The sequence below is a fragment of the Campylobacter concisus UNSWCS genome (assembly GCF_000466685.1).
Lineage (GTDB): Bacteria > Campylobacterota > Campylobacteria > Campylobacterales > Campylobacteraceae > Campylobacter_A > Campylobacter_A concisus_A.
In genome coordinates, this window is the sequence record NZ_ANNG01000005.1 from 30390 (window position 1) to 50842 (window position 20453).

General features: G+C 38.7%; 21 protein-coding genes. 5 read left to right on the forward strand and 16 right to left on the reverse strand.

Annotation, left to right across the window (positions count from 1 at the left end; all coding sequences use genetic code 11):
• Window positions 1–2: 2 nt before the first annotated feature.
• From UNSWCS_RS00960 to UNSWCS_RS00985, 6 genes are read right to left on the reverse strand one after another with little or no spacing between them, the layout of a single operon-like run.
• On the reverse strand, window positions 3–542 hold the full coding sequence (locus tag UNSWCS_RS00960; RefSeq protein WP_009293697.1) for a hypothetical protein: 540 nt from the start codon (window positions 540–542) through the stop codon (window positions 3–5).
• Window positions 539–1858: an ATP-dependent DNA helicase gene (locus UNSWCS_RS00965; RefSeq protein ID WP_021086981.1), complete on the reverse strand. Its 1320-nt coding sequence runs from the start codon at window positions 1856–1858 to the stop codon at window positions 539–541. Before UNSWCS_RS00965 ends, UNSWCS_RS00960 begins: the two co-directional genes overlap by 4 nt.
• Window positions 1859–3874 (reverse strand): SH3 domain-containing protein, encoded by a 2016-nt coding sequence (locus UNSWCS_RS00970; RefSeq protein ID WP_021086970.1) that lies wholly within the window; start codon window positions 3872–3874, stop codon window positions 1859–1861. It abuts the gene before it with no gap.
• The gene (locus UNSWCS_RS00975; protein ID WP_021086922.1) at window positions 3871–4365 is read right to left on the reverse strand and encodes a hypothetical protein; all 495 of its coding nucleotides are present in this window, start codon (window positions 4363–4365) and stop codon (window positions 3871–3873) included. Before UNSWCS_RS00975 ends, UNSWCS_RS00970 begins: the two co-directional genes overlap by 4 nt.
• Window positions 4358–4801 (reverse strand): DUF523 domain-containing protein, encoded by a 444-nt coding sequence (locus tag UNSWCS_RS00980; protein WP_021086941.1) that lies wholly within the window; start codon window positions 4799–4801, stop codon window positions 4358–4360. The genes UNSWCS_RS00975 and UNSWCS_RS00980 overlap by 8 nt, the downstream gene beginning before the upstream one ends.
• Window positions 4798–5664 carry a D-amino acid aminotransferase gene (locus tag UNSWCS_RS00985; protein ID WP_021086931.1) on the reverse strand — a complete coding sequence of 289 codons (867 nt, stop codon included), beginning with the start codon at window positions 5662–5664 and terminating at the stop codon, window positions 4798–4800. Before UNSWCS_RS00985 ends, UNSWCS_RS00980 begins: the two co-directional genes overlap by 4 nt.
• Before the next feature lie 103 nt (window positions 5665–5767).
• Between UNSWCS_RS00985 and UNSWCS_RS00990 the strand changes: the two genes are divergently transcribed.
• Window positions 5768–6274: a hypothetical protein gene (locus UNSWCS_RS00990; RefSeq protein ID WP_021086896.1), complete on the forward strand. Its 507-nt coding sequence runs from the start codon at window positions 5768–5770 to the stop codon at window positions 6272–6274.
• Here the strand turns inward: UNSWCS_RS00990 and UNSWCS_RS00995 are convergent.
• Genes UNSWCS_RS00995 through rsmH form a run of 3 tightly spaced genes read right to left on the reverse strand, consistent with a single transcriptional unit; the run spans window position 6253 to window position 9412 of the window.
• On the reverse strand, window positions 6253–8202 hold the full coding sequence (locus tag UNSWCS_RS00995; protein ID WP_021086888.1) for an FUSC family protein: 1950 nt from the start codon (window positions 8200–8202) through the stop codon (window positions 6253–6255). The genes UNSWCS_RS00990 and UNSWCS_RS00995 overlap by 22 nt on opposite strands.
• Window positions 8193–8486, reverse strand: a complete 294-nt coding sequence (locus tag UNSWCS_RS01000) for a hypothetical protein (protein WP_002940285.1) — start codon at window positions 8484–8486, stop codon at window positions 8193–8195. The genes UNSWCS_RS00995 and UNSWCS_RS01000 overlap by 10 nt, the downstream gene beginning before the upstream one ends.
• A 2-nt stretch (window positions 8487–8488) precedes the next feature.
• Entirely contained in the window at window positions 8489–9412 is a 924-nt protein-coding gene (gene rsmH, locus UNSWCS_RS01005; RefSeq protein ID WP_035143321.1) for a 16S rRNA (cytosine(1402)-N(4))-methyltransferase RsmH, read from the reverse strand.
• Window positions 9413–9538: 126 nt separating this feature from the next.
• On the opposite strand from rsmH, the gene UNSWCS_RS01010 reads away from it, so the two are divergent.
• The 4 genes from UNSWCS_RS01010 (at window position 9539) to ftsZ (ending at window position 14301) form a co-directional block, all read left to right on the forward strand.
• Window positions 9539–10126 (forward strand): class II aldolase and adducin N-terminal domain-containing protein, encoded by a 588-nt coding sequence (locus tag UNSWCS_RS01010; RefSeq protein ID WP_002940326.1) that lies wholly within the window; start codon window positions 9539–9541, stop codon window positions 10124–10126.
• Window positions 10127–10265: 139 nt separating this feature from the next.
• The gene (locus UNSWCS_RS01015) at window positions 10266–11723 is read left to right on the forward strand and encodes a peptidylprolyl isomerase (protein ID WP_021086935.1); all 1458 of its coding nucleotides are present in this window, start codon (window positions 10266–10268) and stop codon (window positions 11721–11723) included.
• A 5-nt stretch (window positions 11724–11728) separates the two neighbouring features.
• Window positions 11729–13147, forward strand: coding sequence for a cell division protein FtsA (gene ftsA / locus UNSWCS_RS01020; protein ID WP_021086906.1), 1419 nt, complete (start codon window positions 11729–11731; stop codon window positions 13145–13147).
• A gap of 14 nt (window positions 13148–13161) precedes the next feature.
• Window positions 13162–14301 carry a cell division protein FtsZ gene (gene ftsZ / locus UNSWCS_RS01025; RefSeq protein ID WP_012001610.1) on the forward strand — a complete coding sequence of 380 codons (1140 nt, stop codon included), beginning with the start codon at window positions 13162–13164 and terminating at the stop codon, window positions 14299–14301.
• A 275-nt stretch (window positions 14302–14576) separates the two neighbouring features.
• Here ftsZ and UNSWCS_RS01030 read toward each other — a convergent pair whose 3' ends face one another.
• The 7 genes from UNSWCS_RS01030 to UNSWCS_RS01060 form a co-directional block, all read right to left on the reverse strand.
• Complete coding sequence (locus tag UNSWCS_RS01030) at window positions 14577–14873, reverse strand: metal-sulfur cluster assembly factor (protein WP_021086915.1); 297 nt, start codon at window positions 14871–14873, stop codon at window positions 14577–14579.
• 3 nt (window positions 14874–14876) lie between these two features.
• Entirely contained in the window at window positions 14877–16067 is a 1191-nt protein-coding gene (locus tag UNSWCS_RS01035) for a hypothetical protein (RefSeq protein ID WP_021086969.1), read from the reverse strand.
• Window position 16068: 1 nt separating this feature from the next.
• The gene (locus UNSWCS_RS01040; RefSeq protein WP_021086971.1) at window positions 16069–16407 is read right to left on the reverse strand and encodes a hypothetical protein; all 339 of its coding nucleotides are present in this window, start codon (window positions 16405–16407) and stop codon (window positions 16069–16071) included.
• Window positions 16408–16480: 73 nt separating this feature from the next.
• Entirely contained in the window at window positions 16481–17521 is a 1041-nt protein-coding gene (gene msrB, locus UNSWCS_RS01045) for a peptide-methionine (R)-S-oxide reductase MsrB (RefSeq protein WP_021086914.1), read from the reverse strand.
• 76 nt (window positions 17522–17597) lie between these two features.
• The gene (gene purH, locus UNSWCS_RS01050) at window positions 17598–19130 is read right to left on the reverse strand and encodes a bifunctional phosphoribosylaminoimidazolecarboxamide formyltransferase/IMP cyclohydrolase (RefSeq protein WP_021086891.1); all 1533 of its coding nucleotides are present in this window, start codon (window positions 19128–19130) and stop codon (window positions 17598–17600) included.
• 30 nt (window positions 19131–19160) lie between these two features.
• On the reverse strand, window positions 19161–19727 hold the full coding sequence (locus UNSWCS_RS01055) for a hypothetical protein (protein ID WP_021086907.1): 567 nt from the start codon (window positions 19725–19727) through the stop codon (window positions 19161–19163).
• Window positions 19728–20453 (reverse strand): TerB family tellurite resistance protein, encoded by a 726-nt coding sequence (locus UNSWCS_RS01060; protein ID WP_035143322.1) that lies wholly within the window; start codon window positions 20451–20453, stop codon window positions 19728–19730.

Consider the following 20453-nt stretch of genomic DNA (forward strand, 5'->3'; position numbering starts at 1 on the left):
ACTCACTTCTCTCCGAAGTCTTTTCCAAATTCTTGCACATTATTTAGATCGATCGGCTTTTGCACCACGTCATTTGGATCAGGTGCGACGATGATCTCATTGCCTTTTTTCTTTTTTTCTGGCTTTGTCATCACATCTTCATTTACGCTTGGATCAGAGCATAAATTTTGGCTTTTTATCGCTTTTATGATCTCGCTTAGCTCTAGATTATTTATAACTTTGATGTTTAAAATAAGCACGTCATCGATATCAAGCGAGTGCTTTTTGGCTGCGTATTTCATAAAGAGCTCTTTAAATTTCTCTTTTCCCATTGAGGTTAGAATGTCCTCCACGTAAAAGCTGCCAACCACGACGTTTAGCGCATCAAGCACGTAGGCTTCATTCTCCTCCACATCACGTCCGACAACTTCAAGATTCATGCTTATCTTTTTTGTTAAATTTTGTCCAGCTTTTGAGTAGATATCTGTTTGAAAGTCACTCACTTTTAGCACGTCTGCAAATGCAAAAACGCCAAAAACAAGGCTTAAAAATAGCTTTTTCATAAACTCTCCTTAATATGCAAAAATACGTTTTCTTGGTAAAATTTCTTAACTTCGTCGTCAATTTTAACCACTTTTCTTAAATGCTGCCTAAAATCACTTTTCTTATCATAAAAAAGTTTTAAATTTTTAGGATTTACCGCGCGAGAAAGTGCGACGTAGAGCTGTCCTTTGGCAAAGATGTGGTTGATGTTGCAAATGAGCGAATTTATACTCATGCCTTGAGACTTGTGGATAGTTAGCGCATAGGCAAGCTTAAATGGAAACTGATAAAGCGAAGCCTGCACGTTCTCCTCGATCTCGTCTTCGTTTAAATTTAGCGCGCAAAAGTTATAAGCACACTTTTCTATCTCGCATATCTCACCACTATCTTTTTGCACGATCACGCTTGATATGGCGCCATTTTCTTTTAAAATTTGCATGATCTTGCCTTGCTCGCCGTTATAGTACTCGCCCCATTTATTTGAAGTAAAGATGATTTTTGCGCCTATCTTCATCTCCAAATTTCGTGAGATATTTAGCGTATTTGCCCACTTTTCAAACTCTTTTTTGTCTAAATTTTCATCCATAACAAGCACGTCCGAGTTTGAAATTTCAAGTGGTGCGTTAAGCGCAAGAAGTCTTTTTTGATTTAGCATCTCAGCCTCAGCGTTTCTGCCAAAAAGCACGCTAGTCTCACTATCTGGCTCGATAGCATCCACTCGCAAGCTCTCGATATAAGCCATCATCTCATCATCTAGCTCACCAACTCTAAGACGAGAGAGAATTTCATAAAATTTAAGATCATTTGTGCGTTTTGAGACGAGCAGCTCAACATTTGTAAATTTCATATCCTCCCACGCACTGGAGTTAAAGGCGTATAAAAAGTTAAAAAGTTTGCTCTCATTTTGCTCTTTTTGCACGGGTGGCAACTGATAAAAGTCGCCCACTATAAGCACTCTGCCTTTAAATTTAGAAGTAAGCAAGCGGTATCTTATCATCTCCATGACATTTGAGCTAACCATCGAAATTTCATCAATTACAAGCAGATCGCAAGCATCTAGCATATTTCGTAGTTTGCTTAGCTTATCTTTTTGGCGGTAGTCAAGCCGTCTTAGCTCCTCGTAGTCCTTGCAGTAGCCAAATTTAAAAAAACTATGCAAGCTCACGCCCCCAAGGCTAACAGCGCTTATGCCAGTTGAGCCAAGGATGACGACATTTTTAAAATTTTCTTTGTAGTGTCTGATGATGGAGGCGGTTAGATAGCTCTTGCCAACACCGCCACCGCCGGTTAAAAAGACGTTTGAGCGAGATAAAATTTCTAAAATTTGATCTTTCATCTACTCAAACATCTCTGGGCGATACTCAAAATGCATCGTATCAAAGTGCTTCCAGCGTCCGCCCCAGATAAATTTATGCTTTTCAAATACTCGCACGATCTTTTCAGGGATCAAGTTCTCATAGCCCTTGCTCCACTGCCAGTAGTGGCTCTTTTTTACATTTATATCGATCGCGATGCCGTAGCTGTGCGCGCTTAGGCGGTTTGTGCCAGCGATGATGCGCCACTTAAATGTCCCGCCTGGATCTTTTAGATATTCAAGTAAATTTGGATCGCTCTTTACCATCTCGTTTAGCTCGTTGCTCACATCCTGCAAGGCAGCTGCGGCGCCATTTTTAGAGTTAAATTTTAAAGGCAAATTTAAAAAATCCTTTAGCCAGATGATATCAACCAAATTTGCTTTTACCGCGCTCTCGCTTGAGCCATAAATTTTGCCTAGAAGCTCGTAGTTTCTGCACCTGCCAGCATCACTTAGGGCCGCGCTAAGCGGCGAAAACGCAGCGTAATCAAGCGCGTTCATATCTTCTATGTCAGCGCCAGTGCTGCACTCTTCATCTTTTTGTTTAAAATCATCATAGACTAAACTCGTGCCATCACTAAATTTAACCAAATTTTCTTCGATCTTCACGCCATAAGCTCTTTGCAATGCCGACATCTTTCTAGCCTTATCTAGCATCCCTTGCTCAGGCCTCATCACATTTATAGAATCAACCTTAGAGATTAGCAAATTTGCACTTTGTATGTCGCTTCTGTTTTGTCCGATATTTAGCGTAGTTATCGCAGTCGCTCCGATTAGCGCTCTGCCATTATTTGCAGTCTTTAGCCCCCAAGCATCATGCACGACGTAGATATCATCGCCCTTGTATCCAGCATAGAGCATGATGTGACCTGGTAGATGCACGAGCGTGAGATATGGCACGCCTTTTTCTTTTATCTCTTTGCTCTTTGCAGCGTTGCTAAGGCCTTTTAGATTGATCTTTTCTCCCATATTTGCCTGCGCCCTTGAATTTCTTGGCAACCACACGCCAAAGCTTGCTAGCAAGTCTTTTGTAAAAAGCGAGCAGTCTCTTAGCTTATCCACCCCGCCCCAGCCATAAGGCTGAGTAAGAAGTGAGCTAAGAAGTGTTTTTAAATTTGAGTCGTTAAATTTAAGTGGAAAAAGGGCGCTAAAAGACTTTGGGAGGACAAACTCCCTAAGCATATTTCTTACATAAATTTTGCCGTAGTAGTTTTTGTCATCTTGCGCCAAAACTGGCAGTATCGCGCCGACACGTGAGTAAAACAAGAAGTTTCCGCCCTTGTCATAAACTGGCATCTTGTCGGTTTTTATCGTTACAAAGCTTGATTTTTGATAGGCAAACGCCTCTTCATCGCTTATAAATTTAATATCTTCAACCTTCACCCAGCCCCAAACCGCATCATCACTCACAAACGCCCACGCCCTATCTTTTGAGAGGTGAGATACAAAGAGCGGATGAGCGATGCTTAGGGTTGATTCTTGCAGATAGTCAAACGGATAGCCCTCACCTGGAGTTTGCGGATTTAAAAATATAGGCTCGTCGGTTGGGAAATTTCTTACAGCTGTGTTTGCTGAAGTTAGAGCGTAAGCTGAAATTTGCAAAAAGCCAGCGAAATTTGCATTGTCCTTTTGTGCATCAAACCAGCTTTGAGGTATCTGCCTAAAATTTGAGCCAAAATACTTTCTTTTCTCGCTTGGTTTATATACATTAAACGCCCAAAAAGCGTCATTTGGGTTAAATTTCACGCCTCTTAAAGTAAAAACTTTAAACCTTCTTTTTAAAATTTCATCTTGAGCAAAACTCGCACTTTGCATATTTTGAGGTAGCGACGAGGCGTCTTGTTTTACTTCAAATTCAAGCAAGCTGATGCGCTCATTTGGCTTATAGACATTTTCGTCTGGCAGGGCATTTTGCTGCTTGTTTGGCTCTGGCTTTGTTGTCTGCGAACAACCCAAAAACAAAGCAACACTAAGTGCTAAAAATATACCTTTTTTCAAATTTCTTCCTTATCCTTAAATATAGCTTCGACGATCAAAACAAAGATATAAAACATCTTTTCATCGTTGTTTTTGCAAATTTGCTTCATCGTCTCGTTTTGATCCTTGACCTTTATATCGTTTGATCTTAAAATTTCTGCAATGTCTGAGCCAAATTTCTTTGAAAGCTCGCTCACTTTGACATCATTTAGTGCGTTTAAAAACCTTGTTGTGTTGCAGTCCATCTGAACTGGCTTATGCTTTAAGATATTTTTAAACTCAAGGCTTAGCTTTTTTAGTTTTTTCTTCTTGACGTAGCTGTGGATTATGGTGAGGACAACCAAACTAAAGCCAAAGAAAATGTGCAAATTTAGCGAATTTTCGCTCATCTCTCCCTTTAAAAAGAGCACGCCGCTTGCAAAAAGTCCCACCACGCAGGCAAAAAGTAGCAGCAAGATGATGTATTTAAAGACGACCTCGAGCAAGATGTTCTCTTTTAGCCTCTCAAACATCAAGCCGCCCTATCTCATCTTCGCTAAAGACTAAAATACCATTTTCTTTTAGTAGTTTTGCCGCTACGCCGTCGCCAAAGATTAGCTTTTTACTAAAGCTTCCATCATAAATTTGCCCACTCCCGCAGCTTGGACTTCTAGCTTTTAAAATAGCCTTTTTGCAGCCATTTAGCTTAGCTATCTTTAGGCAAATTTCAGCCCCAAATTTAAAATTTTCACTCACATCTTTAGCGGTTTTTGTGACAACTATGCCATCTTTCATCTCAGCTGGCTCTCTTGGCGTGCTAAGTCCGCCAAAGACCTCTGGACAGACAAAAAGCAGATGATATCTCTTTGAAATTTCATCTAAAACGTCTCTATCCAAAAGGTTGTTTTCGCCGTTAAATTTGCAGTTTATGCCAGCCAGACAAGCGCTTATTAGGACCTTTTCTCTCAAAGCCTGGCTTCTTTTAAAAGCTCGCTAGCATAAATTTCACGAAGTTTGCTTGAGATTTCGCCAACTTTTGCGCCATTTATCGCCTTGCCGTCAGCATAGATGACTGGTAAAAGTATGAGCGTAGCAGCCGAGATAAAGACTTCATCAGCCGCGTAAACCTCGTCCATGCTAAATTTACGCTCCTCTATCTTTAGGCCGATATCTTTAGCGATCCTTAAAAGTCTCATACGGCGGATCCCTGGTAAAATTTCATTTGAAAGTGGCTTGGTGATGAGGGTTTTATCCTTGATGATAAAAGCGCTCGAGCTACAGCCCTCTGTGACAAAGCCGTTTTCGACCATAAAGCCCTCGTCTGCGCCCTTTTTGTGAGCCTCATTTTTAGCGTAGCACTGAGCTAGAAGCGAGATCGATTTGATATCGCGCCTTTTCCACCTGATGTCCTCGACACTTACCACTTTTATGCCAGTTTTTGCAGCTGGGTTGTTTAAAATTTCACTCTCGTAGCAAAAGATAAAGACGCTTGGGGTTAAATTTTCCATAAAATAGAAATTTCTAAACGCCACGCCTCTTGTTACTTGCATGTAAATTCCGCCCTCTTTTAAGGCGTTTTTGGCGATCATCTCATTTAAGATCGCTTCAAATTTATCTTTTTCATAAGGCAGGCTTATATCTATCTCGTTTAAGCTTCTCTCAAACCTCGCCCAAAAGCCCTCTTTATCAACCATTTTTGAGTTTATCACAGGCACCACTTCATAAATCCCATCGCCAAATATAAATCCTCTATCAAATGCACTAACTTTTGCCTCATCTTTTGGCAAAAACTCACCATTTAAAAAGACTGTTTCTAAAGCTTTATCTGCCATTTTTAGCTCCTTAAGTTTGTGCAAATTGTATCTAATTTTGTTTGAATTTATAGATTTTTAGATACAATGAGCTGAAATTTTTAAGGTAAAAAGTCTATAAAAAATGAAAGAAAATCTAAGAAACACTATCATTAAAAATATTTTTTTCGTCTCAAAACAGCCAGTTTTATTTAGAGATCTACTTGAAGCAAATGCCCTTTTTAACGAAGGTATGCTAGTTGATGGCGCAAAGCTAAATTTTAGATTTAACCACGTGAAGCTCTATCAAATTTACGCACTTATCTGCTTTGTCGTCTTGTTTCCGCTTCTCATCATCACGCATCACTTTTTAGCAAAGGCCGACGCGCACATCTCGATAATAGCAACTACCATCGTCACTTCAGTTGTATTTATCGGATTTGATATGTTTAAGGTTTGGGCAAGAAGAGAGATAAGCTTGGATCTTATAAAAAAGGCTTGGAGCGTGCATTTTCCATATTTTGGATATGAAAAGTATTCAAGCAAGGTTGAAGAAATTTACAACACCGCTCTTAAAAATGACGTTTCAAAAAAAGATTTAGAACAATATATATATGAAAAGCTAATCTCTCAAAAAGAGAGCGCTGAGTAAATTTCATTTTGTTTTAAAGCAACTCGCAAAATTAGCTTTTTAACGTTTTCTTCTTTGCAAAGCAGCTTCACACCAACCTCTTCTATGAAGTAGTATGGTAGCTTTTTCAGCTTCTTTTCAAGCATCAAAAACCTATCTGAGATGATTTTTATATCATTTTGCAAGGCGTTTTTCTCTTTTAACTCGTCTAAATTTAGATAATTTCTAAGCTTAACCAGATCGCTATTTATATCATCAAGCTTGCTAGCTATAAATTTTGCATTTTTCATATTATCATCGTCTAAATTTTTACTAACTTTTATAGCGTAGTTTAGCTCATTTATCGAGTCTAAAACCCTTTTTTCATCCGTGCTAAAAGCATCTTTGTTTGACTCATTTAAAGAAATTTGCACTAAATTTCTAAAACCCATCAAGGCACTGCTTAAGCTATTTTTTATCGCTGTATAGTCATTTTTCCTAGTTAGCAGATAGGTAGCAAAAACTATCAAAAAGCCAGCTGCCACGTCAAGCAGTCTATCGACCATAAGGGCTAAAAAGTCTCTTTTTATAAGCGAAAAAATGGCTGTAAATTCAAACATAAAAGCTGTTGCAAAGACGATTTGTTTGTAAGATTTTAGATAATAAACCAAAAACATACCGATAAAGACAACCACGTAAAATGCGTATGACTCACCCATAAATTTCACAAAAACAAGCGCGATAAAAAAGCCGATAACTCCGCCAAGAAGGCTATCTCTGCCTGCATTTTTTAAAGCATCTTCGTCGCTTTTGTTTAGGCTCATCACGGCAATTGCGATCCAAATTCCATGATTTATATGCATCGCCTGCGCTATAAAAATGGCTATCGACATGCAAATGGCAAGCCTTAAAGACTCTTTTAATATTTCATTTTTTAAATTTAGCTTTTTAAACGCCTCTTTTAGCGTGATCTTTTTTGTGTTATTAAACGAGAGTTTGTCCTCGCCGCCCTCTTTTATAAGCAAAAATTTATCATAAAGCACGCCAAGCGAGCTTGCGAAAATTTTAAAATTTGAGTTTTTAGCTAAATTTAGCGCATCAAATTTTAGCTTTGGAGTTTGATTTTTGAAAATTTTTTTAAGCTCAAAAAGGTTGTAAGCGATCTCATTTTTTACCTCATTTAAAAGCGCTTTGTCCTCGATCCTTTCAAATGAAGCACCCAATGTTCGAAGCAAAAGAGCGATCTCTTCAACTTTATAAAAATAAAATAGCGCTTTGGCTTGATTTCTAACTAGCTTGACATCTTTTATCTTTAGGCTTTTGTTTGCAAAAATTTCTTTTGATTTATCAATCGAGCTCATCAAATCTGCAATACTTGCGTAAAAATGGCTCGTGCCAAGCGCCTTGCTCGATAAGATGGCGTTATCTAGTAAAAAGCTGATACTCTTTTTAGTAAATTTGCCGTATTTGCCAAAGTTTTCAAATTTTATGATGATGCTTAGCACGCCAGCAAGCACCAGACCGCCAATGCTATCAATCACATTTAGCCCAACTGCGGCCTTTGTCACAAAAGCAACTAGCCCTGTTGCATTTACAGCAAGTAAAATTTTGTTTAAATTTGAGCTATAAATTTGGCTAATGCCTACCACAAATATCCAGACAAATACGATAAGCGAGAGCCAAACGCCAAGGCTAATAAATGGATCAACAAAGGGCATAAAAGCGCAAGAAAGCGCGATGTAAAGTAGCAAAAATGCAAATTTACTCCTATCTTTGCACTCAAGCCCGCCAAGAAAGAAGATACCCATCGTGATATTTACAGCCATGATAGCGCCGCTTAGATGAAAGAAGTAAAAGCACAAAAAGCAGTTAAAAGCTATGGTTGTGGCAGCTTTTAGCGAGTAGATGAGCTGGAAATTTGCAGGGTCGTAGTAGCGGATAAAGCTTTTAAATTTCTTAATTATTTCCATTGACGCTCTTGCATATTGTTTAAAATTTGATTTTTATAACGCAAATTTTCAAGCTTTATGCTAAGAGCTCTGTTTTCTTCAAGGAGCATATCTCGTTTGCCGCTGATATCGGCGATATCTCTACTTATATAATAAATTTGATTTGCTATATAAATTTTTGGCAAAAATAGAGCTAGCGCTATAAAAACCGCCAGATAGACCATCACTAGCGTCTTAAAGCTTAAATTTACCTCACGTTTTTGCTCCTCGTCGTGAAGTGTTAGCAGCTCTTCTTTTTCTTGCATCTTTATCCTTTTATCTTAAAAACACGCAGTTTTGCGCTCTTGCTTCGTGAATTTTGCGCTAGCTCACTTTGGCTTGCTGTTAGTGGTTTTTTAGTTAAAATTTCACCCAGCTCGTGGTTGTTTCCGCACTCACATCGGTAGATGCCAGGCGGGCAGATACAGCTGTTTGCCCACTTTTTGAAGCGCTCTTTTACGATCCTATCTTCAAGCGAGTGAAATGTAATAATCGCCACCAGGCAATCTTTAAAACCGCCTTTTTCTATGCTATCAAGCAAATTTGTTAGCTCATCTAGCTCGCCATTTACCTCTATCCTGATCGCCTGAAAAGCAAGGATCGCAGGGCTAACACCGCGCCCTTTTATCTGGGCTGTGCCTATTATGTTTGCAAGCTCTTTTGCGCTTGTTATCTTGCCTAAATTTCTAGCATTTATTATCTTATTTGCGATCCCAGAGGCATTTTTTAGCTCGCCGTAATCCCTAAAAATCCTAACTAACTCATCAAACGAGTAGCCATTTACCACGTCATAGGCGCTAAATCCTCGCTCTTTATCCATGCGCATATCAAGCGCGCTTGAGCCAAGACTAAAGCCCCTATCATCTTTATCTATCTGCAAAGAGCTAACGCCAATGTCGGCTAAAATCCCTCTAACATTTGAAATTTCATCGCTACTAAGCTTACTAATAAGCTCAGAGAAATTGCTCTTGTAAATTTTTACTCTACTGCCAAATGGCTCAAGTTTTTTGAGCGAGAAATTTATAGCTTCGATATCTTTGTCGCAAGCGATCAAATTTAGATTTTCATTTTGAGATAAAATGGTACTAGAATGTCCAGCATATCCAAGCGTGCAATCTATAAAATTTCCACGCAGGTCTTTAAAAAATGATAAAACTTCGTCAAGTAAAACGCTAATATGCGGACTTTGCAACACTGCCTCTTTAGTGAAATTAGTGTGAAAATTTATCGAAATTTTACTTAAAAAGCTATCATTACATAAAATTTTACACAAATTTTAAGATAGCTTAAATATAATCACCCAAACATAGGAGAAAAAATGGACTTATTGCACTCAACAAATGAGATAAAAAAGATATCTCTTTCGATGTTTAGAAAGAATTTTTTTGGTGTTTTTCATGGTTCTATCTCGGCAAGAGTAGAAAAAAATCAATTTATCATCAACAAGCAAAGTGCCATTTTTGACGACTTGCAAGATAGTGATCTAACACTTCTTTCATCAAAAAAAGACTACCGATGGAATGATGCAAGTTTAGATGCTGATATACACTTAAACATTTACAAAAACATAAATGAAGCAAAATTTGTCTGCTACGCCATGCCTCCATACGTGACAGCTTATGCAATGAAACATGAAAAGATCGCACCAAAAGACTATTTTGGATGCATGAGATTTAATGAAATTTTAGTCTATGATCCAAAACAGTTTGACGACTGGTATGAGCGTGCTGAGACAGAAATTTATAGAGCGATGATAGAGAAAAATACTAACGTCGTTGTGATCAAAGGATACGGCGTTTACGCGTATAGCAGGAGCCCTCAGCTACTTGCAAAAGATATAGCCTTGTTAGAAAATAGCTGCAAACTGCTTCATTTTACTGGTGATTACAGCGATTTTAGCATTTAAATTTTTGCTAACAAAGATAAAAAATGTTAGTAAAAATTTAGCAAGAAACGTTTTTATAAAGCCCCATTTTAAGCTTATTTAAGCCAAATTTCTATAAAATATCGCACAAGCTTTGTTAGTATTTTAAAGGAAGAACTTAATGTTATCTTGGATGCAAAAACATAAAAAATACCTAGTCGTGACAATTTGGGTAAGCACGATAGCTTTTGTCGGTGCTGGTTTTGTCGGCTGGGGCGCATACGATCTAAACAGCAACAGAGCTACTTCAGTAGCCAAAGTAGGACATAGAAATATAAGCGTTCAAGAGCTGCAACAAAAATATGATAGGTTATATCAGTACTACAACAATGTATTTGAAGGCAAATTAACTCAAGAGAAAGCTGAAGAGTTAGGCTTAGAAAATGCTGCACTTCAAGCTGCTATTCAAGAAAATTTACTATTAAATTTTGCAGATGACATAGGTCTAAGTGTTAATAAAGATGATGTTTTAAAATATATAATCGTCGATCCAACATTTCAAAAAGACGGCGTTTTTGACAAAAATTTATACTACGATGTGCTAAGAAGAGCCAGGATAAACCCAACTGATTTTGAAGACAATCTAAAACTAACTATCTTACTAGATAAACTTAGAACTATTTTAAATTTGCCTGCTAGCAAAGAAGATATCGCCATGATGGAAGCTAGCTTTTTCATGCAAGATAAATTAGCTGTGCAAGTAGTAAATGCTGATCAAAACGATATCAAAGTAGATGAGAAAGAGCTAAAAGATCTTTGGGAGATAAATAAAAATAACTATATGACAAAGACACTTTATGGTATAGATACATACTTTGTCGAGTCAGAAAAAAGCGACGCAAACGAAAGCGTTTTAAAATCTTACTATAACGAGAACCAAGATAAATATAAGGGTTCTGATGACAAGATAAAACCTTTTAGCGAGGTAAAAGCTGAGGTTAATAAAGACTATAACATAGAGCAAAGCAAAACTAATGCTTTAGAAAAGTATGTCGCTGTTAAAAAAGCTGAGCTTGCAACTAATGGTTTTATAAGTGTAAATGAAGACAATGCTACTTTTTCACTTGATGAGATAAAGGGTGCAAAAGTTGGTGAAGTGATAAAACCATTTATCTATAAAGATGGCTATTTGATAGCTAGAGTAAAAAGTATAACTCCTCCACAACCTATGAGCTTTGAACAAGCAAGAGCTAATGTGCTTGAAATTTATAAAAGTAAAAAAGAAAAAGAAATTTTAACAGCAAAAGCAAAAGAGACTCTACAAAACTTCAAAGGCACAGATGTTGGCTTTGTTAGCAGAGAGGTAAATGGCTCTATTGCGGGCTTAAATGAGAGCGATACAAGAGCTTTTGTATCTCAACTTTTTGACACTAACAACACAAAAGGTTATGTTATATTAGATGACAAAGCCGTAGTGTACGATATTTTGGAACAAAGATTGCTTACTAACAATATAAATAACAACTATAAGCAAATAACACAACAAAATGTTGCGATACTTAAAAACAACGAGTTGATAAAAGATTTAACAAACAAACTTCTAAAATATTATGAAGTTAAAGAATATGTCAAAAGGTAAAAATTTTGAGTACTAGAATTTTAGGCATAGATGTCGGATCATTTCAAATTTGCGCTGTTATAGCAGAGCAAAATGATGATGGCATAAAGATAATAGGAATAGGTACAGAAAAAGCACAAGGTATAAAAAAAGGTGCTATAAACAACATTGAACTAGCTGCAAAATCTATAAAAAATGCACTCATAGAAGCGCAAAAAGTTGCGGGTACACACTACGAAAGAGTAGTAGTTTCGATATCTGGAAAATATACTAAAAGCGTAAATAGCAGTGGTGTAGTAAATATACCAAATCATGAAATAGGCATAAAAGAGATAGAGCGTGCTATGCAGATGGCAGATCACAATGCCGAGACTTCCCCAGAATATGAAAAACTTCATGTCTTACCTTACAACTTTAAAGTGGATGGACAAGAATTTATAGAAGATCCTATTGGCATGAATGGTACTAGACTTGAAGTGCAAACTCATATCATAAGTATCCAAAAATCACAACTAAGCAACCTAAGAAAAGCTGTAAATTTAGCAGGCGTACAAGTCGATAACGTCGTTCTTTCTGGTTACGCATCAGCCATAGCAACACTAACAAAAGATGAAAAAGAACTAGGTGTTGCACTTATAGATATGGGCGGCGAGACATGTAATATGGTAGTGCACGCTGGAAATTCACTAAGATACAACTCATATCTACACGTTGGCTCTGCAAATATAACCATAGATCTTTCAATGGCGCTTCATACTCCTTTGCCAAAAGCTGAAGAGATAAAACTAGAATATGGCAAGCTAGTAAATAAATCAGTTGATCTTATCGAGCTTCCAAGACTTGGTGATGAGCAAAAAACTCACGAAGTTTCACTTGATGTTATATCAAATGTCATCTCAGCTAGAGCAGAAGAGACTGTGATGGTGCTTGCAAATATGCTTGAAGATAGTGGATATAAAGATCTTGTTGGAGCTGGCATAGTACTAACTGGTGGCATGACAAAACTTGATGGGTTAAAAGACCTAGCTTCTGCGATATTTGACAACATGCCAGTTAGGATCGCAAGACCAAAAGAGATGGATGGTTTATATGAGATTTTAAGAGATCCAGCAAATTCTTGTGCCATAGGACTTTGCATGTATGGCGCTGGTGAATTTACACCTTATGAGATAGACTCAGAAAAAAAGATGAGATATAAAGGTGAGTTAAGATCAAAGCCAAAAGCAAATTTCAATATTTTTGAAGAAGAGAAAAAAGAGAAATTTGAGGTAAAAAAACAGGATAAAGATGATTTTGAAGAAGGCATTGAGCTTGTAAATATGGATATAAATTTAGAGCAAACAAACAACAAAAATGAGCTTGCAAATATTGCTGATATAAGTAAGCAAGAAAAAAAACCAAGTGCTTTAAAGAAATTTTGGCACAGCATGACGCAACTATTTTGAGGAGAATTTTTACAATGAGCAACAGTTTCACAATCGAAGAGAACAAGAGCCTATATAGCGCAAAGATAAAGGTAGTAGGCGTAGGTGGTGGTGGTGGTAATATGATAAACCACATCATAAGAGAGAATCCAAATTTAGACATCGATCTAATGATAGCAAATACGGATGCTAAGGCACTTGACAATTCTCCTGCACACACAAAGATACAGCTTGGTGAGAAAAAGACAAAAGGTCTTGGCGCTGGTATGAGACCAGAGGTCGGCAAAGAAGCCGCACAAGAGAGCTACGAAGAGATAAAAAGCGCTCTTGAGACTTCTGACGTTGTGTTTATCGCTTCAGGCCTTGGTGGTGGTACAGGTACAGGCGCTGCTCCGGTTGTTGCACAAGCTGCAAAAGAGATAGGTGCGCTAACAGTTGCTGTTGTGACTATGCCTTTTTCATTTGAGGGTAAAAAGCGCAGCAAGCTAGCTGATATTGGTCTAAGCGAGCTTAGAAAAGAGAGCGACTCTATCGTTATCATACCAAACGACAGACTTTTAACTTTAATAGATAAAAAATCAGGCATCAAAGAGAGCTTTAAAATGGTTGATGAAGTGCTTGCAAGAGCGGTAAATGGTATGTGCTCTATCGTGCTTGACTCTGGTGTCAGCGATATCAACCTTGACTTTGCTGACGTAAAAACAGTTATGAGCCACAGAGGTCACGCTTTAATGGGCGTTGGCGAGGCTTATGGCGAGGGTGCAGCTCAAGAAGCTATCAAAAATGCTATCCAATCACCATTACTTGATAATATGAATATAAACGGAGCGCTTGGTGTTTTAGTTCATTTCAAAATGCATCCAAACTGCTCACTTGATGATCTTCATAGCGCGATGTCAATGATTGAAGAGGCATCTGATGATGATGCTGATGTGATCTTTGGTACAACAACCGATGAAAACATAGAAGACAATAAAGTCGAAGTTACCATCATCGCAACAGGTTTTAAAGGTGCTGAAAAAGAAAGCGAAGAAAAAAAAATAGCCCAAGAGCCTGAAAACGATCTTTTAAATAAAAATATCGTTTTAAAAAGAAGAGTAAGTGGTGGATATAACAGCGATGAGTATATCTCTCAGCTAGATATCCCATCATATCTTCGCCATCAAATGGACTAAGTCCCAACTAAAAATTCTCCTATTAAATTGCAAGTTTATCTTGCAATTTACCTTTTTATATATTCAAATTTTAACCATTACCTAGCAAATTCCTAAAATTATATTCTATAACTCGCATTTTTTAGTTTTTACTTGCATAAATTTATTTGTAAATTTATTAGCAGCCCCAAGCAAATTTAACTACGATTTCTTATGATATTTTTCAAATTTAAAGTAGAAGTTCAAGAAGAAAAGCTAGAAATTTGCTAGCTAAGCTAAATTTCTAGCCAAATTTATTAGTGCACTCCAAGTTGTGCTTTTACAAAGTCACTTGCCATTTGGATATTCCACTCTGGCTCCCAAACTAGGTCGATCTCGCACTCTTTTACGCCCTCCACACCAAGCACAGCTGTTTCAACCCAGCCAAGTATCATCTCATGAAGCGGACAAGACTTAGTTGAAAGCGTCATCGTCACCTTTGCTTTGCCGTTTTCATCGCAGCTTGCATCATATATTAGCCCAAGCGAAACGATGTCAAAGCCAACCTCGGGATCGACGATGTTTGATAGAGCATCATAAATTTTTTCTTTCATTTTTTATCCTTTAAAACCAGTAAATTTAAAAACATTTATCATATTTACAGCAAGCAAAATGATGCTTAAAGCCATAAAAATCATACTTGCATAGACCAAATTTCTCATCTCAAAGCTAACCGCCAAAGGGTAGCACACAAGCGAAATGGCATTAAATGCTATGGCGTAATAAGCCGCTTTTTTTAATATCATTGCATCGAGCAGCGGTACTTTTGCCTTGCCAACAAAGAGTGCCACGTAGTGATACCAGATGAGAAACGGCGCGATCTTATAAAGATGAGCCATGATAAAGGCAAACAAAAAGCCATATATCATAAAAAATGCAGCCAAATTTAGCTTTTCAAAAATTATAAATATAGCAGCCACAAACAAGGCAAGCAGCGAAAGGGCGATATTTACATTCCAGTAGTCATACGCCTTTCTCACGCGCTTTTTCAGGATGTAAAACGCCTGAGCTACAAAAAGCAAAGCCGCCATAGCCACTGCAAAAATGGCTAAATTTTCATCGATTGCCAGCAAAACTCCGGCCAAAATATAAGAAGCAAGAGAAGCTTTGCTAAGCGTAAATTTAAGATCATGAGCCAGCGCAAACATCGGCAAAAGCACGCTTGCAGCCCCAAGTATCACGAAAAATACAAAACCCAGCACAAAATATACGTGAAATTTTAGCGTCATAGTAAAATCAAGCATAAGCGTGCCACCAAGTATCATCACTAGGCAAAATCCAAGCGTTATGCCAACTAGCAAAAATATAGCCGAGACAAAGAGCGCAAAGGCTGCAAAGCTTCTTTTTTCATTACCCATAAAGCTTAGTGCATAGGTCGAGCCAAAAAAGAGAAGTGCGCCAAAGAGAAAAACTGCACTGATTTGTAAAATTTTAGCCTCGCCAAATATCATCGCATAGCTCATGGCAAGCAGCGATATACAAAAGATGGCTAAATTTAAAATAGCCCCTTTGACCGTGAAAAACGGCTTTTCTAAGATGACTGAGGTTAGCTGATAGAGCGCTCCGATGATGATGCTCATCACAAAGCCCACGAAAAATATATGCAAAAAGCCAGCCGTATTTAGCGAGCTAATCGCCTCAAAATCAGCATAAAAAAAGGCCGGGATGCTAAGCGCTAAGAAAAAAATGCCAGCGATAAAGTAGCCGCCAACTAGCTTAAATGGCGGCGCATAGGTGTTTAAAAGCATCTTAGTGGCAAAGGCTGGTGTCTATGTTTTCTATGCTCGCACCCTCTTTTAGGCCAAAAGTCATCTTCACAGCCCCGCCCTCAAGGTCCTCTCGCTCCACGTCAAAGCTTTTTTCTATCTTCGGGATGAGCCCAGCTGGAAATTTGTGATTTACCATCACGATCTTTGTGTTTTTATCAGCAAATTTTATAGCCAAAAGCGCGTTTATCATAGGCTCTGGCGGCACGCAAGGACGTGAGTCAAAGCCTACAAAGCTTACACCATTTTCACTAAATTTATAAAAAGGCACCGTCGCACCCTCTACATTAAACTGCTCTGCATTTTTGAAAAATTCACTCATTTTTTCTCCTTTTGATTTTGGAGAATTATACTCTGATTAAACTTTTCAAACCATTGATTTGCTTCAACAAAAGCTACTTGACGTAGGGGATAAACTCCTCGTATCCAAGCCTAGCCATATCTTCAAGCGGTATAAATTTAAGACTAGCTCCGTTTATGCAGTATCTTAGCCCACCCTTGTCGCTTGGCCCATCTTCAAAGACATGCCCAAGGTGCGCATCGCTGTTTTGCGACCTAACTTCAACCCTTTTCATCATAAATGAGTTGTCTTCTTTATATGAAAGCGCCGTTGTAGTGATAGGCTTTGTGAAGCTTGGCCAGCCACACCCTGCGTCAAATTTATCAGCGCTTGAAAAGAGCGGCTTGCCACTTGTGATATCGACATAGATGCCCTTTTTGTCAAATTTATCATACTCACTGCTAAATGGCCTCTCAGTCGCCGCTTCCTGCGTCACGGCATACTGCTCGCTACTTAAATTTCTCTTTAGCTCCTCTTTGCTAAGCGGCTTAAATTTAGCCTCATCGTAAAGTGGCTTGCTCGCCAAATTTAGATCGATGTGACAGTATCCAAAAGGGTTTTTATCAAGATAGTCTTGATGATACTCCTCGGCAATGACGAAATTCTTAAGTGGCGCAACCTCGACCACGATCTTATCTTTAAATTTCTTTTGCTCTATCTTCATAAAGCTCTCAATGACAGCCAGATCATCCTTGCTAACATAGTAAATCCCGCTTCTATACTGCCTGCCGACGTCATTGCCCTGTTTATTTAGCGAGGTCGGATCGATCACTCTAAAAAAATGAGCCAAAATTTCAGCCAAAGCAACTCTGTTTTCATCAAATTTCACATAAAGTGTCTCGGCGTGATCGCTCTCGTGCAGCTCACGGTAGCTCGTGCTCTCACTCTTGCCATTTGCGTAGCCCACCTTCGTATCCACCACGCCAAATATCTTTTTAAAATATCCCTGCATGCCCCAAAAGCAGCCACCTGCTAAATAAATTTCTTTCAAATTTTGCCCTGCCATCGTCTGCTCCTTTAAAAACTCATCTTTTGCCGTCAAATTTACACCCAAAAATACCGCCAAAACCAAGAGAAAATTTAATATCTTTTTCATGAGAGCTCCTTTTTTGAAGGATTATATAAAATTTAAAGTTATAAAGTGTGAAGTAAGGGGCAAACGCCCCTAAATTTTAGTGTAAGAAGTGTCTAACGCCAGTGAAATATAGCGACATGCCGTGCTCATCGGCAGCCTCTATCACCTCATCATCTCTGATGCTACCCCCTGGCTCGATGACGCATTTTACGCCCACTTTGCTAGCAATGTCGATACTGTCTCTAAATGGGAAGAACGCTTCGCTTGCTAGCACGCAGCCATTTAGGTCGATCTTTAGCTCTTTTGCCTTTGCCACGGCCGCACGTGCAGCATCCACACGGCTAGTCATACCCATGCCAATAGCCACCATCGCGCCATCTTTTACATAAACTACGCAGTTGCTCTTCGTTAGCGCAGCCACTTTCCACGCTATCTGAGCGTCTTTTAGCTCGCTGCCAGTTGCAAATTTCTTGCTCATTTGCTTCATATTTTCAAGCTCTTCGTCTTTTACGAAGTCTCTTTCTTGAAATACAAATCCACCATCGATGTGCTTAAAGTCAAATTTATCATTTGCACGCACTAAAAATTTATTATCCTGAGTGAAAATTTTGATGCGTTTTTTGCTCTCAAACACTTTAAGCGCGGCATCATCGACATTTGCAGCGATGATTACTTCAACGTAAATTTCATTTATCTTTTTAGCTAGTTCCTCATCAAGCGTGCCATTTATCGCGACTACGCCGCCGTATGCTGAGATCGGATCGCACTTAAGCGCTGCTACGTAGCTCTCAAGCAATGTATCTTTTAGCGCAAAGCCGCAAGGGTTAGCGTGCTTGATGATAGCCACTGCCGGAGCGTCATCAAAGCTAGTTGCAAGCATTAAAGCGCCATTTATATCGGTCATGTTATTGAAACTTGCCTCGCCTTTTAGGGCTCTAAAGTTGTTTGAAAAGAAATAATCAAACTCATAAAGCGCGCCTTTTTGGTGTGGATTTTCGCCGTATCTAGTGTCAAAAACCTTGCTTCCCACGATAAATCTAGCATCGCCAAAACCGCCATTAAATCTATCATTCATATAGTTTGCGATCATGCTGTCATAGGCTGCTGTATGCTCGAACGCCTTTATCATCAGCGATCTTCTAAAGTCGTAATCATCGCTTTTTTCTCTTAGGCGCTTTAAAATTTCGTCGTAGTCAAGCACATTTGTGACTATAAGCACGTCTTTAAAGTTTTTAGCAGCGCTTCTTACCATGGCTGGGCCGCCGATGTCGATATTTTCGATGATCTCGGCAAAGTCATCAGTCCTTATGGTAGTCTCTTTAAATGGATATAAATTTACGCAAACTAGGTCGATGCCCTCGATGCCATACTCCTTTGCCTGAGCCACGTGTGTAGCGTCGTCACGTTTGTGCAAGATGCCGCCATGTATCTTTGGATGAAGGGTCTTTACCCTGCCCTCAAACATCTCAGGTGACGCCGTAAATTCGCTAACCTCAGTAGCTTTGACGCCCTCAGTCTTTAAAAGTTTGTAGGTGCCACCAGTTGAAAGTATCTGCCAGCCAAGCTCTTCTAGCCCCTTTGCAAACTCTACAATGCCCTCTTTATCGCTAACGCTAAGCAACGCTCTCATTTTTTCTCCTTTAGATTGATTAAATTTATTTTATTTCTCCGCCAAACACATCGCTTTTTCAAGCACAAGTAGCCCCATGGCTGTGTCTTTTTTAATATTTTCTTCTGTTAAATTTTCTAGTTTTTCTAAACTTTTACCACTAGCATTTACTGCAAAATGGCTATTTTTAACCAAATTTTGAAGCTTGCCACCTGCGATATCCACACTAAAGGCATAGTTTGAAATTTGTTTGCCACTAAAATAGCTTGAACTTAGCACGCTTAAATTTACAGCCTCTTTTTTACTAAATGCCTCGCAGATCGGGCTTTTAGCGCTAAATTTCACTACCTTTATGCCGCCTTCATCTGAAAATATATACTCTTTAAACTCATTTAAATTTTTAGCTCTAACTGCCTTAAAATCAGCCTCTACGTCATCGCTGCCAGCTAGAATGATGCTAGCAGCGCTTGTCTTATTGTATTCGCCGATCTTTTTGCCATTTTCATAAAGTGCGCTATCTTTTAGCTCAAATTTGATCTCATTTCCATTAAGATCGCTCACGTTTAGCTCTCTGCAAAAGCCAGCCACCGCTAGCAGCAAAATCACAAATTTCTTCATCTAAACTCCAAATTTCTCTTTTAATCTCCCATAAGCCTCATTTATCTCCTGAAGCTTCTTAGTAGAGCGCTCTATCACCTCTTTGCTTTCGCCTCTGCCCATCAAAATGTCAGGGTGATACTGCCTCACAAGCTCTTTGTAGCGAGCTTTTATCTCTTCAAGACTTGCATTTTTACTAAGTCCTAAAACCTCAAATGCATCATTTTCTTGGCTTCTTTCATCGCGGTCTGCACCAAATCTCGAGCCATAGAAGCTATCAAATTTAAAGATTATCTCATCAAGCGTCTCTTTGTCGATGCCAAATCCATAAGCGATATTTCTTATAACATCTTGCTCGCTCTTGTTAAACTCACCGTCTATATAGGCTAAATTTAGAAAAAAAGTGAGCCTAGCCACGCAGGTATCGTAGTTTAGATTAAACGCGCGCTTGTAGTTTCTGGCGGTTTCATAGGCGTTATCTACATTTTCTTTTTGGCTGTTATAGACCTCTTTTAGATACTCGCGCACACCACTAACTTTCTGGCTTAGATCATCTAGCACTTGAGTGATCAGCCTAGCCTCTAGCTCGCTAACTCTGCCGTCACTTTTAGCGACTTTTGCAAGCAGTGAGACTAGAAATTTAGCCTCATCTACATTTGCTTGTTTCTTGCGGTTGCTACCTATTTGGACATTCATAAATAAAAATATCGCACCGCCTAATATCAGTAAAAACAGGACTCCAGACAT

Coding starts and splice junctions, on each gene's coding strand:
- UNSWCS_RS00995 (WP_021086888.1), bottom strand. CDS start 8,202: ATGGAAATAATTAAGAAATTTAAAAGCTTTATCCGCTACTACGACCCT.
- UNSWCS_RS01060 (WP_035143322.1), bottom strand. CDS start 20,453: ATGTCTGGAGTCCTGTTTTTACTGATATTAGGCGGTGCGATATTTTTA.
- UNSWCS_RS00985 (WP_021086931.1), bottom strand. CDS start 5,664: ATGGCAGATAAAGCTTTAGAAACAGTCTTTTTAAATGGTGAGTTTTTG.
- msrB (WP_021086914.1), bottom strand. CDS start 17,521: ATGAAAAAGATATTAAATTTTCTCTTGGTTTTGGCGGTATTTTTGGGT.
- UNSWCS_RS01000 (WP_002940285.1), bottom strand. CDS start 8,486: ATGCAAGAAAAAGAAGAGCTGCTAACACTTCACGACGAGGAGCAAAAA.
- UNSWCS_RS00990 (WP_021086896.1), top strand. CDS start 5,768: ATGAAAGAAAATCTAAGAAACACTATCATTAAAAATATTTTTTTCGTC.
- UNSWCS_RS01010 (WP_002940326.1), top strand. CDS start 9,539: ATGGACTTATTGCACTCAACAAATGAGATAAAAAAGATATCTCTTTCG.
- UNSWCS_RS01035 (WP_021086969.1), bottom strand. CDS start 16,067: ATGCTTTTAAACACCTATGCGCCGCCATTTAAGCTAGTTGGCGGCTAC.
- purH (WP_021086891.1), bottom strand. CDS start 19,130: ATGAGAGCGTTGCTTAGCGTTAGCGATAAAGAGGGCATTGTAGAGTTT.
- ftsZ (WP_012001610.1), top strand. CDS start 13,162: ATGAGCAACAGTTTCACAATCGAAGAGAACAAGAGCCTATATAGCGCA.
- UNSWCS_RS00960 (WP_009293697.1), bottom strand. CDS start 542: ATGAAAAAGCTATTTTTAAGCCTTGTTTTTGGCGTTTTTGCATTTGCA.
- UNSWCS_RS01030 (WP_021086915.1), bottom strand. CDS start 14,873: ATGAAAGAAAAAATTTATGATGCTCTATCAAACATCGTCGATCCCGAG.
- UNSWCS_RS01040 (WP_021086971.1), bottom strand. CDS start 16,407: ATGAGTGAATTTTTCAAAAATGCAGAGCAGTTTAATGTAGAGGGTGCG.
- UNSWCS_RS01055 (WP_021086907.1), bottom strand. CDS start 19,727: ATGAAGAAATTTGTGATTTTGCTGCTAGCGGTGGCTGGCTTTTGCAGA.
- UNSWCS_RS00965 (WP_021086981.1), bottom strand. CDS start 1,858: ATGAAAGATCAAATTTTAGAAATTTTATCTCGCTCAAACGTCTTTTTA.
- UNSWCS_RS01015 (WP_021086935.1), top strand. CDS start 10,266: ATGTTATCTTGGATGCAAAAACATAAAAAATACCTAGTCGTGACAATT.
- UNSWCS_RS00975 (WP_021086922.1), bottom strand. CDS start 4,365: ATGTTTGAGAGGCTAAAAGAGAACATCTTGCTCGAGGTCGTCTTTAAA.